At 51.0% G+C, this 16,818-nt stretch carries 14 protein-coding genes; 1 reads left to right on the top strand and 13 read right to left on the bottom strand.

Going from position 1 to position 16,818, the window contains the following annotated elements; genetic code table 11:
- Position 1: 1 nt before the first annotated feature.
- From DFR60_RS03975 to DFR60_RS03915, 13 genes are all read right to left on the bottom strand, one after another.
- A complete protein-coding gene (locus DFR60_RS03975; protein ID WP_110321746.1) occupies positions 2-955 on the bottom strand; it encodes an aldo/keto reductase in 954 nt (317 codons plus the stop codon).
- 53 nt (positions 956-1,008) lie between these two features.
- Positions 1,009-2,277, bottom strand: a complete 1,269-nt coding sequence (locus tag DFR60_RS03970) for an ROK family transcriptional regulator (RefSeq protein WP_110321745.1) — start codon at positions 2,275-2,277, stop codon at positions 1,009-1,011.
- Between the two features lie 17 nt (positions 2,278-2,294).
- Positions 2,295-3,332, bottom strand: a complete 1,038-nt coding sequence (locus DFR60_RS03965) for an aldose epimerase family protein (RefSeq protein WP_110321744.1) — start codon at positions 3,330-3,332, stop codon at positions 2,295-2,297.
- Position 3,333: 1 nt separating this feature from the next.
- Complete coding sequence (locus DFR60_RS03960) at positions 3,334-4,500, bottom strand: MFS transporter (RefSeq protein WP_110321743.1); 1,167 nt, start codon at positions 4,498-4,500, stop codon at positions 3,334-3,336.
- 130 nt (positions 4,501-4,630) lie between these two features.
- A complete protein-coding gene (locus DFR60_RS03955) occupies positions 4,631-5,332 on the bottom strand; it encodes a LytR/AlgR family response regulator transcription factor (protein ID WP_110321742.1) in 702 nt (233 codons plus the stop codon).
- Entirely contained in the window at positions 5,310-5,705 is a 396-nt protein-coding gene (locus DFR60_RS03950; RefSeq protein WP_110321741.1) for a hypothetical protein, read from the bottom strand. The genes DFR60_RS03955 and DFR60_RS03950 overlap by 23 nt, the downstream gene beginning before the upstream one ends.
- Before the next feature lie 328 nt (positions 5,706-6,033).
- Positions 6,034-7,212, bottom strand: a complete 1,179-nt coding sequence (locus tag DFR60_RS03945) for a cation:proton antiporter (RefSeq protein WP_110321740.1) — start codon at positions 7,210-7,212, stop codon at positions 6,034-6,036.
- A gap of 484 nt (positions 7,213-7,696) precedes the next feature.
- Positions 7,697-9,034, bottom strand: coding sequence for a sulfatase family protein (locus DFR60_RS03940; protein ID WP_110321739.1), 1,338 nt, complete (start codon positions 9,032-9,034; stop codon positions 7,697-7,699).
- Positions 9,035-9,044: 10 nt separating this feature from the next.
- Entirely contained in the window at positions 9,045-9,878 is an 834-nt protein-coding gene (locus DFR60_RS03935) for a carbohydrate ABC transporter permease (protein WP_110321738.1), read from the bottom strand.
- 11 nt (positions 9,879-9,889) lie between these two features.
- Positions 9,890-10,777: a carbohydrate ABC transporter permease gene (locus tag DFR60_RS03930; RefSeq protein ID WP_110321737.1), complete on the bottom strand. Its 888-nt coding sequence runs from the start codon at positions 10,775-10,777 to the stop codon at positions 9,890-9,892.
- Between the two features lie 126 nt (positions 10,778-10,903).
- A complete protein-coding gene (locus DFR60_RS03925; RefSeq protein ID WP_110321736.1) occupies positions 10,904-12,277 on the bottom strand; it encodes an ABC transporter substrate-binding protein in 1,374 nt (457 codons plus the stop codon).
- A 158-nt stretch (positions 12,278-12,435) separates the two neighbouring features.
- Positions 12,436-13,152, bottom strand: coding sequence for a response regulator transcription factor (locus tag DFR60_RS03920; RefSeq protein ID WP_110321735.1), 717 nt, complete (start codon positions 13,150-13,152; stop codon positions 12,436-12,438).
- Positions 13,130-14,851, bottom strand: coding sequence for a sensor histidine kinase (locus tag DFR60_RS03915; RefSeq protein ID WP_110321734.1), 1,722 nt, complete (start codon positions 14,849-14,851; stop codon positions 13,130-13,132). The genes DFR60_RS03920 and DFR60_RS03915 overlap by 23 nt, the downstream gene beginning before the upstream one ends.
- Before the next feature lie 159 nt (positions 14,852-15,010).
- On the opposite strand from DFR60_RS03915, the gene DFR60_RS03910 reads away from it, so the two are divergent.
- Positions 15,011-16,798 carry a hypothetical protein gene (locus DFR60_RS03910; protein ID WP_110321733.1) on the top strand — a complete coding sequence of 596 codons (1,788 nt, stop codon included), beginning with the start codon at positions 15,011-15,013 and terminating at the stop codon, positions 16,796-16,798.
- The last annotated feature ends 20 nt before the right edge of the window (positions 16,799-16,818 follow it).

Here is a 16,818-nt window from a genome sequence, read left to right as displayed (position 1 = left end):
TTTAAAAACCTATATTTAATCTTACCAGTTCCTGGTCCAAAGCTGCGATCTCATCCTCGGCCAGTTTCCACTCGAACGCCTTACAGTTCTGGGCTGCCTCCTGCTCATTTCTGACACCGCAGAGCGCCGTTCCCACGAATTCCTTCTGGGTACTCCAGTTAAGCGCCACCTGCGCCACGGGGACACCGTGACCTTCGGCGATCCGGTCCATGGTCTTTAAAAATTCCATGATTTTTGAAAATACCGGTTCCCTGAAGAAATCATAAAATGTCAGTCTCATATCACCCGGTTTGAAATCAGGCATGGTACGGATCGCACCCGCCAGTATTCCGGAGCCGAGAGAGCCATAGGTCATGGAATCGATTCCTCTTTCATATCCCCACTTCATCAGACCGGTAAACTTCTGGTTTACCATGGAATACGGGGGCTGCTGAACATCAATATTGGCGTATTCCTCTGCTGCCAGAATCTGTTCCTCACTGAAATTGGATACGCCGATGAACCGTATCTTACCTTGTTTTTTCAGTGTGTTTAATGCCGCCATGGTCTCATCAATGGGTGTGTTCACATCCGGCCAGTGGACGTAGTAAAAATCGATGTAATCCGTCTCCAGATTCATCAGAGAGCTTTCCACCTCGCGCATGACGCTCTTATAGCTGGCGTGTTTTATGTATTCGCCGGAATAGACGTCTGTGATCAGGCCGAATTTCGTGGAAATAAGAATCTGATCTCTCGGAATCCCCCGAAGTGCCTCCCCCACAATCTTCTCAGACGCACCGTTTCCATAGCACGGCGCTGTGTCTACGAGGTTGACGCCCTGGTCAATCATGGTCCGGATCGCTCTTACCGAATCACTCCGGTCAACCTGGCCATAATTCTGGCCGCCGATCGCCCAGGTGCCCACCGCCAGTGCCGAGACGGATACATCGGCGTTCTTAAAATGCTTGTACCTCATAACTGCCTCCTCCTTTTTCTTATATGTGAATTTTAATAATCCCCCAAGTTTCTTTACTGCTCTATATCGAAAAGGTATTTGTCACCAAACAGACAGGTATTCAGCGCGTACAGTGCCGCCCCGGTTATAAATCCTCCGTCTGAATCGCTTATCTTCGAATATGTGACTATCCCTGTCTCTGCGTTGCCATAGGAAGGAAAAATCCTTACCAGATCATTCAGTTTCTTTTCAAAGTATTCTCCCCCGTAAGCCAGCAGCCCCTGTAAAATAATCTGCTGCGGATCATACATCAGAACGATATTATAAATCGCTCTCGCCACATAAACGGCAAACTCATCCACCATGACCCTGGCCAGCGGATTACCGCCATTGGCCTCCCGGAAGACTTCCCGGATATCCCCTGCTTTCCGCCGGTCCAGGATGACAGACGGATACGCCGCCGCATGCTTTTTCCAGATCGCTCTTAAGGATTCCGGTGACATCATACTCTCCAGGCACCCGTCGTTTCCGCAGACACACGCTCTGCCCTGATGTGTCTCTACCAGAAGGTGGCCAAATTCACCCTGATAACCGTGCCTGCCATACAAAAGTTCCCCCTTCTCAATCACACAGCCTCCCACGCTGCCCGCGGAGTGCATAAATAATGCAGCCACTGTCTTGTGATTCAGGGATGGGTCCTCTAACAACTCTGCGTACCCCAGAAAACGTCCCACATTGTCAATAATAATTGGAAATGAAAATTGAAGTTCTGTCCGAAGAAATTCGCAAACGGGAAAATCGTTCCTGCGCTTTGTTCCAATAGGAAACATACATACTCCTCTTTTTCTGTCAACAACGCCCCCGCACGCCACTACCATCATACAAATCTGTTCCTTGCGGATACCGCTTTCTTTCAGCAGAAGCCTCACTTCAGCCACGGTAACCTCCATCGCCAGATTCCAGCCATTCCACTTGCTGATATCAGCGATATCCCGCACTCTTTTCTGAATGACGCGGCACTTCATATTGGAAATATTACAGCTGATAAAATCGTTCCCTATAGTTACAATAATAGTGTAACGGAATGATGCATTCATGGAAAAAACTCTGGGGGGCTTTCCCCCGGCAGTCGTCGCGTCCCTGGTGCCCACCTTCTTTAATACCTTTTCTTTGCACAGTTCATTTACAATCTGAGTGGCTGATGTCCTGCTCAGTTCCAGCCGCTCAGCGATCTCCGGAATTGTCATCTCCGTATTGTTCTGAAGCAGTGCGACAATCGCCTTCTGGTTTCTTCGCTTGATATTCCTGGGCTTTTCTGCCTTCACCTTTCTTGCATCCAGCATGGTGAATCATCCTCACTTTACTTTCCATTCCCTCCCGGCTGCGGTCCGATGTGAAACCGGTATGTTGTCCTTGAGGCAAACACCGTGTTCTTTCTTACAATACAGCCTGGAAAATGGCTGCAGTTGACTGCATTGGGAAATCCCTGTGTTTCGAAGCAGATACCCGCATATTTCTCATAGCGTACACCGCCTTTACAGGCGAGACTGCCGTCAAAGTGGTTCCCCGTATATATCTGAATCCCCGGCTGGTCTGTATAGACCTCCAGCCATCTTCCGCTCTTTTCATGCCATAGCTCCGCTGCTTTCCGATAGCCCCAGCCGCGCAGCACATAGTTATCATCAAGGCCTGACGTTTCGTTCAGCACCTCGCCTAACGTTCTCCGATTGGTGAAGTCCAGGTTCGTTCCGGCTACCTTCCGGATCTCTCCGGTTGGAATCCTGTCTGAGGTTACCGGCGTATAGAAATCAGCCATTATTCTCATCTCATGGTTAAAAACAGTTGCATCCTTCCCGCCAGACAGGTTAAAATAAACATGATTAGTCAGGTTCACCGGAGTATCCTCTTCCGGTATGAGCCGGTAACGAATATCGAGTGCATCATCGGCCGTCACACGGTAGGTGACTTCAAGCGAGACACTGCCCGGAAACCCATCTGCTGCGGAATCCTTCCAGTACAGCGTAACCCAGTCGTCTCCGCCAGCTGCTATATGAAAATTCTTCGATGCGTAGCCCGCGCTTCCGCTGTGAAGACAATTGCCCCGGTCGTTGCGTTCAAGCCAGTACCCCCGGCCGTTCACATGGAATTCACCGCCCTTGATCCGGTTCGCCACCCGGCCTATAACAGCCGCGCTGCAGGATGGATTCCTTCTGTATTCTTCCAGCGTATCCTGTCCCAGCACCAGATCATCCATATTCCCATTCTCATCCGGAACCTTCAGATTCTTAATGACAGCACCGTAAGTAATGATATGGGCTGCCATTCCGGATTCGTTCGCAATCACCACTTCCTGAACATCGGTACAATCCGGAAGTGTTCCCATTCTCCTGATCTTCATTTCACGTTCTTCTCCATCCTGCCGTTATGCCTGCCGCGGCCGTTATGGCCAGCAGTAAAAAAGCTATAATCAAAAATCCCTCTTTTATCCCGTACACACTGGCCAGGACTCCGCCCAGCAGGCTGCCGCTTAGACTGCCCAGCCCCATCTGGACAAACGCCAGCGTGCTCTGCCCCTGGGATATCTTTCCCGGCACCACCATGCGGTTGATATAAGTGACGCAGACAAAGTAGCACACCATATACGAAGGCCCCTGCAAAAGCTGCGCCGCCGCCATGAGCGCTACGTTCCCGGCGGACAGCAATACAAGTCTTAAGGCCATGCAGCCTACAGCCGCAGTCAGCAGCACGGTTTCCTTATACCGGCGTGACAGCCGGTGAATCAGCAGCAAAACCGGAATCTCACTGAGCGCCGAAATACAGTTCAGCACGCCCAGAAGCGACTGGCTGTATCCCAGTTCCAGCAGGTATACCCCCAGAAAGGCCGAATAGTAGTTGATTCCAAACTGCATGGCAAAGGCGAAGAGAAGGATCAGATAAATTTCCTTCGATTGAAAGGTTGGACCTTTCCCTGCCTTTTTTACGGTTTTATCAGCTTCCGGACCTCGTCCTCCCTGCTCCTGCGCATTCAAAGTTTTTCTGTCCTTTGGCAGCGTCAGGCAGAGCAGTGTAAACAACAGAAAGCATGCACTGTTTCCATAAAACATGAGGTTCATATGTTTTTTCAAGTAAAATCCCATGCCCAAAACAATAGCTGCATAACTGACCGTCCCGCACATTCTGACCCATGCAAAGTTGATTCCTTTTTCTTCCGCCTGACTCACCACCAATGCGTCACAGATCGGAAGCACCGCACTGTTAAATAATGCATAGCAGGTAACCGCTCCCAGGATTTCACCAAAGGAACCCATCCCGGGAAAGAGCAGAACTGCCGCCGCGCAGCACAGATTCAGCAAAATCAGGACACGGCGCCGTCTTCCCGTCCGGTCTGCCAGTGCCGCCCATAGAGGCTGTACCGTCAGAGACGCAATCGGAAGGAGTGCCGACAGAATCCCGATCTGCATGGAATCCATCCCTTTCTGTGAAAAATACATCGTAATAAAAGGCAGATACAGAGATGCTGTAATCCAGTACATCCCGTTGATCAGGTACAGATTCAGCCCTTTCATGTCGTTCCTCGCTTTTTAGTAAGTAAACTTTATTTACTAACCTCGGTAAACTATATTCTGTTGTCATTATATATCCTGTTATTTTTATCTGGGGGGTTTTGCAAAATCGAGGGCGGAAACATCATTTTTATCATTCTGCCTCGGCAAGAAGGGTATTTTTGATTATCTTATAATATTTTTGACTGACGGGGATCCATTCCTCTTTCCCCTCCAGACGAATTCGGTACATCTCCAGCTGCCGGACGTAGTTTGAATTAATCAGATAGCTCTTATGACAGTGAAGAAAATACGGCGGCAGCCGCTTCAGCAGGTCATCCAGCTTCCCATAAGCCCGTATCTCTTCTTCCCATGTTTTTACGCTGAGCTGATGCCCCCTGCTCTCCACATACAGAATTTTCTGGTATGGGATCCGGTAGATCTTCCCTTTCGTCACCAGTGTCAGGCACCGCTTGTACTCCTGCTGTGCCATCTGTTCCAGGCGCAGAATGGTTCTTTGGAAATCATCCTGATCCGGAGGAAAGAAAAGCAGAGAGTCCGGCTGCAGTTCGAATAAATGCTCCGTCCCTTCCAGCCGGTCGATCACCAGAACAAGCTTTAAATGATGAATTCTATTTTTGCACATTCTTGCAAGCCCTGCTCCCTTTTCCTTCTGACGCACCAGATTTACAATCAGAATATCTACATCCTCGTCCACTTCTTCTAAGTAAAAGAGCAGCTGGTCTTCTGACGTAAACGTATGTAAGGTCCTGTGATCCGCCGTTTCTCCGGCAGAAAACGAATCTCCCAGTCCAGCGAGCCGTTTTTCCGGATCATACAGTATAATTTTTCCCATCCTGCTCAACCATCTTTCGTATCTCGTCTGCACATGGAAAGTACAGATCCTCATGAATCGCCGCATCCGCTTCCATGACCGCCTTGTAATATCGGTTTACTGAATCATTCGCTGAAATAATAATATACTTACGCCTGATCTGCTTTACCGCCTCCTCAAATGTCCGCGCCTCGTTTGTTTCCAGCCGGTCTTTGATCTGCATATAATACAGAATCAGATGTTCACGCTTCTCTCCCGGAATCAGTTCTTCCAAAAGCTCTCCTACCCTGTCCCTGTGCTTTGCTCCGTAGCGGAAATAACGATGCAGCACTTCATCATCCCGTTTTCTTCGTTCTTCCTTATCCGGAATATAAAACCCCAATATTCTCTTCATAAATACACCCCTGTATAAATATAGATCTGTCAATGTATTCTCAGAATATCAGCTTTTTAATTTTGTGTCAACACCTCATATATTATATATTTTATCTGATTACACTATATTTATAAGTAATTATTACTTTTATACACTTTACTTCTAATTAATGCTTTTCTTAGAATAAAATTTGTATACCAGAAAAACAAAAATGCTTTGCGGAAATCATTCGATTTACCGCAAAGCATCACAATTCCATTTTTTCTTACTATTTACAGCCTTCTATCCCGGCCACATTTCCTCAAATCCTGCCCCTCATATCGGTTCTGCATTATAAAATGTTCATTTATTCAGCCTTTAGCAGCCGCTTATATGTCTGTTCAACTCCAAACGCTCCCAGCGGTGCAGTGATCAGAATCGCAAGCACCGCCACCGTAAGAACAATCTTACCGCAGCCCAGTCCCATAGCCAGAGGAACCCCGCTGATCGCAGCCTGAACCGTTGCTTTCGGCATATAAGCAATCATGCAGAAAAGCCGTTCCTTCCTGTTAATATCCGTTCCCAGCAGACAGAAAAAAACGCCCGCCATACGGAAAATCAAAACGCCGAAAATCAAAATTACAGCCGCGGCTCCTGCCTTCATCGCATAGCTGATGTCTACGGTTGCTCCCACCAGAACAAACAGCAATACTTCAGCGGCCACCCACAGCTTGGAGTATTTGACGGAAAGACGGGCCGCCGCCTCATACCGTTTTTTCTGCAGGGCAATGCCGATGCTCATAACTGCCAGCAGACCTGAAAAAGGCACATATCCCTTCAAACGGTTCTCCAGTTCAATCATCAGAAATGAGATGCTTAAGAGAATCACCACCTTGGCGGAATCCCGGATATGAACCTTTCGGAAGAACAGTGCCAGAAGGACCCCGGCCAGTCCGCCGGCCACGATACCCGTTCCAATGGAAACCGGAATCGACAGGATGCTGGCCGGTGAAAATGTTCCGCCCTGCGCCAGCCCGGTGAACGCCGTAAACATAACAATGACAAACACATCATCTACCGATGCTCCGGCAAGAATCAACTGCGGGATGCTCTTTTTAACTCCGTACCCTTTCTCCATCAGATTCAGCATTTTGGGAACGATCACGGCCGGAGACACAGCTCCCACCACAGCTCCCATGATGGCCGCGTCCAATATGGAGATTCCCAGAAGCCGCGGCGCCAAAAGGATCATTCCAATTATTTCAAAGCAGGCCGGTACAAAGCACATGAGCACGGCCGGGCGCCCTACCTTTTTTAAATCCTGAATGTCCAGGGACAGACCGGCGCGCGTCAGGATAATAATCAGCGCAATCTGGCGCAAATCCGCCGAAATACCCAGAATAGATCCATCCAGCATGTTTAAGGCATATGGCCCCAAAATCATGCCCGTCAGCAGCATTCCCAGCAGCCCGGGAAGCCTGATTTTCTGAAATGCCCAGCTGAGCAGCATTCCCAGAAGAAAAACCAGTGATAAACTTGTAAGCATACGTTGCAACCTCCGAATTCCTGTATTTTATTTCCACCCGCAGCACTGCAAAATGGCTGCACCTCAGGGCGTGTTTGACCTGCAGGAGAGACACAAAAAAAGCTGGTGACTCCTGCACAATGCAGAAGCCATCAGCCGTCATAAGCGGTTTTGGTAAATATTACACTACCATGGGAGACCTCATTCCCGGATAATAGTATAGCAGACAGCGGCCGGAAATGCAAGTGGATTTCTCTCCCTGGCAGCGCTTGATCGATTTTATGTTTAATAGTATATTCCCAATTCTTCTCTAGAATAAAGAGTCCGGCTCGCCGGACTCTCGCGCCGGAGCGCGGTCGCTTCAGCGGCCATACTTCCTTAGCGCGGAGTGTGCATCCTCCCGGAGGGTTTTTATTTCATAGGACGAATTTCCTATGTAATGAAAAAGCGGCAAAAGAACTCACCCGCTCTCCTGCCGCCTTGACAATTCACTTGAAATCACCAATTAACATTCTACGATAAACGTTTCTCCCGCTTCCTCACCGAAGCGGATCAGTCTCTCCTTAAGCGCGTTCTTTATCTCTTCATACGCCCGGTCATTGACGAGATTCACCTTTTCCAACGGGTCATTGACCAGATCAAACAGATACTTTTCCTTATAAACCGGGCTTCCGCTCTCCTTCCATGGATCGCGGTCCGGGGCGTGAACCACGTATTTATACCGGTTTGTGCGCAGTGCGCGGCCCACAAAGCTCTCACTGATCTGGATATAGACTGCCTCCTCCCAGTCGGGATTACACGCCTCCTGAAGCGGCCGCCCCTGGAGTCCCAGAAGCTCTGTATCGAATCCGGCGGCGGACAGAATCGTCTTCGGCAGGTCTAAAAGGCTTACCACCTTCTCCTCCCGCTTTCCCTTTTCAAATTCAGCCCCTTTGATCAGCAGCGGAACATGTATGGTTCCCTCGAAGCTGTTGCGTTTATAGTCATCATATCCGCCTTCCGCCACCTCGTCTGCATGGGTGCGGAAATGGCAGCCGTGGTCACTGCCGTATATCACCATGGTATCCTCGTAGATCCCTCGCTCCTTCAGCACATCTACAATGCGGCCAAAATTCCGGTCGAGGGCGTGGCAGCAGCCAAGATAATCGGGGTAGAACCGTTCCCAGTCTCCCTCCCCAGGCTTCAGATCCGGGGGCGGGACAAATCCTGCGAACTGCTCCCGGCTTCCGTCCGGCCCCTCGTAATCGGCCCGGTCATTCTGGTGATGCGGTTCGATATGGGAAACCATCAGGAAAAATGGTTTCTCATCTTCATACTCCTCAATATAGCGCACCGCATAATCCGTCAGACAGTCGGTCCGGTATCCGGTAAACTCCAGCTTATTTCCATCCTTGTCAAAGATATATCCGCCGTATCCGTGAGAGGTGAATTCCAGCACATCGGCCGCCATCCAGTAGTCGTCGTAACCGCCGCGCCTCTCGGCCGGCACCGGAACCGTCTCATAATGGTTCTCATCTTTATCGGATGCCAGATGCCATTTCCCCACGTAAGCCACCCGGTATCCGGCTTCCCGCAGATATTTAGCCACCGTCTTCTGGCCGGGCGGCAGGGAAACCGCATTGCGGTAGCAGCCGGTCTGTGTCGGATACAGTCCCGTCTGGAGCATGGCTCTGGCGGGTCCGCAGACTGGCTGGGGCGTAAAAGCATTGGCAAAATTCACCGCGTCCCCACAGGCAAACTGATCCAGCCTGGGCGATACGGGAAGCGGCTGGCCGTTGCAGCCCAGCGTATCCGCCCGCTGCTGGTCGGAAAAGAAAAATACAATGTTCTGTCTCTGTTTCATAAACTGCCTCCTATTCTTTCACCGCACCGGCCGTCAGACCGGCGATCATATATTTCTGAAGGAAAATAAAGATCACGAGAATCGGAACTGCGGCGCCCACGGCAGCGGCCATAACGCGGCCCCAGTCGTAGTTGTATTCCCCCAGGTACGTCATGGCAATACCGGAGGCCAGCGTCCGCATCTCCGTCTTATTCACCAACGTTAAGCCCCACAGGAAATCTTCCCAGGAAATCAGGAAGGAATACAGGCCCACAGCCAGGATTCCCGGCTTAACCAGCGGGAGTATCACCTGCACCAGGGTTCTCCCCTTGGAACAGCCGTCGATGTAGGCCGCCTCCTCCAGGGACTTGGAGATCGTATCAAAAAAGCCTTTCAGAATCCATACCGACATGGGCAGCGCATTGGTGGAGCAGGCCAGAACCAGCGCCGTATACGTATTTAACAGGCCCAGACGGAAATACATGTTGTAAAGAGCGATTAAAAGCGTCATGGCCGGAAACATCTGCGTTGAGAGAAACAGCATCATCACGAACTTGTCGCCTTTAAACCGGTACCGGGAAAATGCATAGGCTGCCAGCACTGCCAGCGTCAGCGTCACCAGTGTGGTAATTCCCGAGACGATGATATTATTTTTATAGAAAATCAGGAATTTTCCGTCGGTTAAAATCCCCCTATAATTGGCCAGCGTGGCGTTTACCGGCAGAAACTGGGGCGGCAGACGCAGAATCGCTTCATTGGGCTTTAAGGATGTGAGCAGCATCCAGTAAATAGGGAATACGAAGCAGATCGTGGCGGCCAGAATCGCCGCATACATAAGAATTTTCCGATAAGTTTTCTTCTTCATTTGCCCACCTCCTAATATTCCACTTCTTTGGAAGAAAGAATCCTGTTATAAACCGTAGAGAAGATTACCAGGAACACGAGCCAGCAGACCCCGATCGCCGCGCCCTTGCCCAGATTGAAGCCCGAAAATGCCGTCTCATACGTATACAGGGGCAGCGTAGTGGTCGCGCGGACCGGACCGCCTCCTGTCATGGTGAAGAACAGAACGAACATCTGGAAATTCGACACGATAGAGGTCAGCGTCACCGTTTTCACAACCGGCATGATGCACGGCACTGTGATGCACCAGAACTTCTGTGCTCCGGTGGCTCCGTCGATCTCCGCCGCCTCTTTTAAGTCCTCCGGCACGGTCTGCAGTCCGGAGAGAAGCATGATCATCATCAGGGGCATCTGTTTCCATACCGCCGAAATGATAACGCCCAGCATGGCCGTCTTCGGGCTTCCCAGGACGCTGTAATCCCCCAGGCCCAGAAGGTAATTGACAATGCCGTACTGCGGCTGAAAGATAAACATCCAGGTGACCGCCACCACCAGCGACGGGATCGTCCACGGAAGGAATAAAAGGCTTCTGAACACCTTTCTCCCCCTGAGGCTTCCGCTATTCAGCAGCAGCGCCACCCCCAGACCTATAAAAAACTGGGCGATGACTGTCCCGCACACATAGACCAGCGTTCTCCCAAAGGTCCGGATAAACTCCGCGTCGGAAAAGACCGCTTTATAATTGGAAAAATTGTTCCATTTGATATTGCTCATATCCAGCAGATTGTAATGAAAGAAGCTCATTCCAACCACGACAAATACCGGGATGATGATGGTGACTGTCAGCATCGCCAGAGCGGGTACCAGAAGCATCACCATGAACCAGTTGATTTTTTTCTTTTTTCGCGTTATTTCACCCATAATACAACCTCCAATAGATACAAAGGGAGCGGATGCAGGATGATCTGCAGCCGCTCCTGATTGCTACGGTGGCTCGCGCGCAGTGCGGGCGAGTGATCGTTCAGACTGATAAGTTCAGTTCCATTCTTATTGACCGTACATTTCTTTGATCGTCTTATTGGTTTCTTCCAGTACGGTTTTAATATCTTCATTATTGACAACGATCCGTTCGATCGCCTTTGTCACCTCATTCATGGCATTGTCAAACATCGCATTGGTAGCCGGAAGCGGGCTGGCCGTCTCAGACTGCTTGTTAAATACTTCCATGAAGTAATCTTCGTTCATCTCCGGAAGAGTCGCTATGGATTTTCTTGCGGAAAGCACTGCATTGGATTTGTGGTATTTTACCATGGCATCCTTGCCGATTAAATATTCTACCAGGCGGACTGCTGCTTCTTTATGCTCTGATTTTGCAAATACACCCAGCTGATGCTCTGTATACACCGTCTCACTGCGTCCTGTCTTTCCTGCCGGAATCACAGCGATTCCCATCTTCTTGTCAAATTCCTCGTTCAGTCCGCTGCTGCTTCTGAATGCGCTGCGGCCCATGTCGCCGTCAAAGATGATGCCGATCTGGCCTGATGCAAATAAACCTCTTAAATCCTTGATTTCCAGACCTGCCGGAATCACTTTTTCATCCACCAGCTGTTTGGTCCACGTGAGCGCTTCCACATTGCCTTCGTTATTTAAATCAACGTTTCCGCTATCGTCAACAAAGTGACCGCCGTACGTATAGAAAATGCCGTTAAACACGGTACCGGTATGGGCAACCTTGCCGGTTGGGATTCCCAGGCCGTAGAGTGTGTTGCCTGCTTCGTCTTTTCCGAGCTTGGCAATGGCTCTCGCGGCTTCCGTCATCTCTTCCCAGGTTGCAGGCGCTTTTTCCGGGTCTAAACCGGCCTTGGTAAATAAGTCCTTATTGTAATACATGGCGATCGGATGCGGCGCCCAGGATAATGCCTTTACCTTTCCGCCATACGTCGTTCCCGATAAATAGCCAGGATAAATATCGTCCAGCACATCTCCGGAGGCCAGATCATCCAGTTCTGCCAGGATTCCCGCTCCGTTAAATGCGCTCATCATCTGAGAATTTCCCATGATGACATCGGCTGCATTGCCGGAGGTTCCTGCGATTAAGACCTGATCCTTATACTGGTTGAACGGGATCGCCTGGGACTCCACCTTGATATCGGGATTGGCCGCCATGAAATCATTCAGAAGTTCTTTGAAAATATCTGAAGTGGCTTCCTCCGCCTCCAGCCAGTTGCTCATGGTGATCGTCACCTGTTCTCCCGATGCGGCTTCCCCTTTCGTCTCTTCCTTTTTCGTCTCCGCCGGTGCGGCAGTCGTTGACTCCTTCGGCGCGGCAGTGGTGGCTGATGTGCTGTTACCTCCGCAGCCACTTAAGGCTAACCCACTGACCATTACGGCTGACAGTACAACAGCAAGCGTTTTTTTCATAAAAAAATCCTCCTTTTTTCTATTTCGGTTTGTTTCATTCCGCTTAACTTTTATACTCTCATTATAACAGAGGCTGATCAAAAGAGAAGGGACCCAAAATTTAGTTTTAGTGCTGTTTTTATAGTTTTTAAGTTTATTATGCATGATTATTGTGCACTTTATCTCTCCCCATTGGGTGTGACTCCGTATTTCTCCTTATAAATTCGTGCAAAATGCTTTGTGCTGCTGTATCCTACCATTTCCGCGATATTTACGATCTTTAAATCTGTATTTAAAATCAGTTTTCTCGCCTTTTCCATGCGCAAGTCCGTTACGTAGTCGATATACTTTTTCCCCGTCTGTTTTTTAAACAGCGTGGAGAAGTAGGCCGTGTTCATGTGAACCACCTGGCTGACCTCCTCCAGGCTGATGTTGCGGTAAAAATTATTTTCTATGTACTGGACCGCCTTGCCGATGCTTCCGCTCTCCTCCGGCACCGTCCCCTTCTCTTCCTTCGTCTCCTCCTGCTCTCTGATCCCCAGGAGGCGCGAAGTGCAGTCTGTCAGTTCAAAACGGTTGACCGGCTTTAAAATGTATTCCCGCACTCCGCATCGGATCGCCGTTCTGGCATACTCAAAATCCCGGTACGCGCTGATTACCACATACTGGGTCGTAATTCCCGCGGCCAGCGCCTTCTCAATCATGGCCAGCCCGTCCAACACCGGCATGCGGATATCCGTGATGACCGCGTCCGGATTCCACACAGCCATGGTCTTATATCCCTCCATGCCGTCACCGCACTCCCGCACCTCGATATCCCCGTAGAAATTCTCCAGAATCTTTCTGATCCCCTGTCGTATGATCGCCTCATCGTCACAGATCAAAATCTTTATCATCGTCCTCTTCCCCCTCTTTTCGCAGCGGAATTCTCAGTGAAACAATCGTTCCAATGCCATTTCCCGAACGCAGCGTCACCCGGCTTTTTCCCCCAAACAGAAGCTTCAGGCGCCTGCTTAAATTCCGCAGCGCAAAACAATCCAGAGTCTCCTCCTGGTTATCCGGCATTAACAGTTCCCTGATTCTGGCGATACGCTCTGCCGGAACCGCCATACCGTCGTTAAAAATCCTGATTACGAGGAAACCACGCCGCTTTAAAACGGAAACCAGCAGGCGCTTGTGTTCCGGCGTATCCTCGAAACCGTGTTTAAATGCATTTTCCACCAGCGGCTGCATGGTCAGTCTCGGAATCTTTTCCGCCATGCACTCCTCATCTATCGCGTATTCCACGAGAAAGCGGTCCGGGAAACGGATTTTCTGTATCGTCACGAAATTCCGCACATTTTCCACCTCTTCTCTGACCGCCACAAGGGTGGACGGCTCCATGGAATAGCGCATCATCATGGAAAATGCCTGTGCCATATCCACAATCTCATAATTATCCCGAATCAGCGCCAGCATGGAGATGCTCTCCAGCGTGTTGTAGATAAAATGAGGGTTAATCTGGCTCTGAAGCGCCGTAAGGGTAGCCTGCTGGCTTTCAATTTTGACCATATACTCGCTTTCAATCAGGCGCTTCATATCCTTTACCATGGTATTTAAGCTCTGTACCAGTTCTCCGATCTCATCGGTATGGTCATCGCAGACGACCACATCTAAATTCCCCGTGGCGATCTCCCTCGTCGCATCCCGCAGCGTGATGATTCTCCTGGAAAACCAGTCCGCCAGCAGCTTGTCGATGAGATAGATCAGGATAATGAGGACTACCATGCCGATCAGGAAATAACTCAGAGCCGCGCCGTAGCCTCTCTGCAGTTCCTTTAACTGAAGCCGGAACTCCACGTCCTGCCCAAGGGCAGAGGAATAGGAGTACACCGGGACGAAATGGCCGCCTTCCCTGTAGGCGTCGGAGATAATCTCGTTTCCACTGCAGATGATCTCATCTCCGCTGCCCTCCACCAGATCGTAAAAAGGCTGAATCATCTTCTGTTTATCCAACTCCACATAGACCAGGCCCTGGACCTCTCCGTTTTTGACGCTGACAATATTGGACGCCAGAATCCAAACCGGCCTCCCGTCCTGCAGGGAATCTCCGTCCTCCCGGACAAAGGCTGTATCCCCCGCCAGCAGCGCCTCAAACCAGGGCGCACCGGCGCAGGCCGCCGATAGATCCTTGTCGGAAAAGTCTCTGGAAAACGTCTTATCGGCCTCCTTAATGTAGATGGATATCGCGCCTGTTCGTCTCCCCACAGTGCTCATATTGGTCAGGCGGTTCCTGATAAAATCTCTTAAATCCAGCCTTTCCTTATAGGTTCCCATCACGTAATCATCGATGGTATTCTGTACATTGATGTCCGTTACCATCAGATTCATGCCCTCCTGCGCCTGTGCGAAATACGAATCCAGTTCTTCCACCGTCTTATCCAAAAGCATCTGAGACTGGCGTTTTGAATTCTCCACGCTAACATTTATGAACACGAAAAAAACGATGGCAAATATAATCATAATCGGTATAATTGCCACCACCCATGTCGATAAAGTAAGTTTTTTCTGAATGGACGCGTTACGGTAGCGTTCCATTTTCCAGACTTTTTTCATATTTCCCCAATCCAGTTTTTTCCCAGTTCTTATTTATTCTTTAATGGATTCTATTATAGCATCCCGGACTGGAAATGACAATTTCCCCTGTTCTTCCGGTATCACGCGCTTCGGCCTCCGCATAAAATGATATATCTATGAGAAAGCAGGTGAAGCCACATGGCACACGTATCGAATCAGGCACAGCTGGCCGCCGCGCTGTGCCGTCAGGAACCCTCCATACAGATAACCGCTGATATTCCCCTCACTTCCCAGCTGAATATCCTGTATGATGTTACAATAGAAAGTCTTGCGCCGTATTCCCTTCATACGCTGTTCAAGGATCCGGGCTATGACGGCTTTCTGTTCCGGATCTTCGGAGGCGGCGCCCTCCGGCTTGCAAACATCACCCTCGACGGTCGTTCGGAGGACCATGATCCGGCTTCCGTGCTGGCGCGTTCCCTCATCTGTGTGACGGATGGCTCCCTCTGTCTGGATACTCAGTCCGTGTTAAAAAACAACAGATCCTACAGCGACGGCGGCGGGGTCCGGATCTGCGGCGGCACCTGCTGTACGAACCGATTTGAAATGAACGGCAGTGCAAGGATCACCGGCTGTTCCACCCGGGCAAACGGCGGCGGGGCGGCGGTCTCCTTAAGCAGTCCCGACGACTGCATCTCCATCTCAGACCAGGCCGTGATCGACCACAATTCGGCGCTGAACGGAGGCGGACTCAGTTTCACTTCCGAAATCCCCTGCCTCGGCGGTACCCTGGCCGTCATGGAACAGGCGCGGATCACGGACAATGTTTCGCATTTTGCAGGAGGAGGCATCTCATTTTCCGGATACCGGCCGGGAGACAGCGCGCCCTCGCTTCTCGTGCTGGATGGATCAGTCGTTCTTTCCGGTAACACAGCCGTTCACGGAGGCGCCGTCTTCTTCTACGGTGCAAACTGCGGAGACCGTATGATCGTGACGGACGGCGGCACAATTGCCGCCAATACGGCCGCAGGGACGGGAGGCGGCATCTGCTGTCTGGCACCCACCGCGGGAGCGGACCTCCTGATCACCGAATCTGCTGTCACCGGCAATACCGCAGGGACCGGAGGCGGCATCTATCTGCTCACGAATTTCGGCGGGGCCGTAACGTTTCTTGAGAGCCGCCTGTCTGACAATACGGCGCAAAGCGGCGAATCCGGGTCCGGCGGCGGACTCTGGTTTAAAAACACCGCCGCTGACCTGCCTGCCGTCATAACGTTAAACGGGACCGAGATAAGCCATAACACGGCCTCCTCCCGCGGAGGCGGTATTGCCGCTTCCGGGCAGTCACGCCTCACCTTCTTAAGCGGGTCTGTCCATGACAACCGTTCCTCCCGCTACGGCGGAGGCGTCTGGCTCCGTGACAGGAGTGTATTTGCCATGAGCGGCGGTGAAATCCTGGATAACCATGCCGTCTACGGCGGCGGCTTCTACAACGATCCCGGTGCGGCCCTGCTGATCACCGGCGGCACCGTCAGCCGAAACAGCTCGGACGCGGGAGGCGGCATCTATAACGCAGAGCAGTCCAGCGTCACCCTCTCCTCCACCGGGGATTTCGGCGGTGAGGGCACGAATACCGCCTCCCTGTACGCGCCGGGCATCTACAACAGCGGAGAGTTCCGGGCCGAAAACACACGGGTTATCACAAACGGTGTCTACCTCTCCTCGCGAAACTCCATCGTCAGGATCGTGGGGCCGCTGGCTGCCGGTTCCAGGATTCAGATCGACGGCTCCGGCTATGTAAGCCCCAACGACGCCGGCATTCCCATCGTAATTGCCGAGGCGGCTCCTCCCTACCGGCAGCTGACCGAGACGGACCGGGAATCATTTTTAAAGCCGCCCTCCGGCTTTGATGGATGGGAAATACGCCTGAGCGGCGATTTGACCCAGGTTCTGCTGGCGCCGCCGGGGCCTGGTACAGACGAATAAGGCGGATGGGGTATGCTGGT

This window comes from Hungatella effluvii, from assembly GCF_003201875.1.
Lineage (GTDB): Bacteria > Bacillota > Clostridia > Lachnospirales > Lachnospiraceae > Hungatella > Hungatella effluvii.
Note: the sequence above shows the minus strand (reverse complement) of the source record. Positions and strands in the feature narration are given on the sequence as shown.

Bases quoted from the DNA above. Each gene is read 5' to 3' on its own strand.
- DFR60_RS03970 (WP_110321745.1), bottom strand. From the start codon at position 2,277: ATGCTGGATGCAAGAAAGGTGAAGGCAGAAAAGCCCAGGAATATCAAG.
- DFR60_RS03935 (WP_110321738.1), bottom strand. From the start codon at position 9,878: ATGAAGAAGAAAACTTATCGGAAAATTCTTATGTATGCGGCGATTCTG.
- DFR60_RS03945 (WP_110321740.1), bottom strand. From the start codon at position 7,212: ATGCTTACAAGTTTATCACTGGTTTTTCTTCTGGGAATGCTGCTCAGC.
- DFR60_RS03960 (WP_110321743.1), bottom strand. From the start codon at position 4,500: ATGAAAGGGCTGAATCTGTACCTGATCAACGGGATGTACTGGATTACA.
- DFR60_RS03950 (WP_110321741.1), bottom strand. From the start codon at position 5,705: ATGAAGAGAATATTGGGGTTTTATATTCCGGATAAGGAAGAACGAAGA.
- DFR60_RS03915 (WP_110321734.1), bottom strand. From the start codon at position 14,851: ATGAAAAAAGTCTGGAAAATGGAACGCTACCGTAACGCGTCCATTCAG.
- DFR60_RS03940 (WP_110321739.1), bottom strand. From the start codon at position 9,034: ATGAAACAGAGACAGAACATTGTATTTTTCTTTTCCGACCAGCAGCGG.
- DFR60_RS03930 (WP_110321737.1), bottom strand. From the start codon at position 10,777: ATGGGTGAAATAACGCGAAAAAAGAAAAAAATCAACTGGTTCATGGTG.
- DFR60_RS03925 (WP_110321736.1), bottom strand. From the start codon at position 12,277: ATGAAAAAAACGCTTGCTGTTGTACTGTCAGCCGTAATGGTCAGTGGG.
- DFR60_RS03965 (WP_110321744.1), bottom strand. From the start codon at position 3,332: ATGAAGATCAGGAGAATGGGAACACTTCCGGATTGTACCGATGTTCAG.
- DFR60_RS03920 (WP_110321735.1), bottom strand. From the start codon at position 13,152: ATGATAAAGATTTTGATCTGTGACGATGAGGCGATCATACGACAGGGG.
- DFR60_RS03910 (WP_110321733.1), top strand. From the start codon at position 15,011: ATGGCACACGTATCGAATCAGGCACAGCTGGCCGCCGCGCTGTGCCGT.
- DFR60_RS03955 (WP_110321742.1), bottom strand. From the start codon at position 5,332: ATGGGAAAAATTATACTGTATGATCCGGAAAAACGGCTCGCTGGACTG.
- DFR60_RS03975 (WP_110321746.1), bottom strand. From the start codon at position 955: ATGAGGTACAAGCATTTTAAGAACGCCGATGTATCCGTCTCGGCACTG.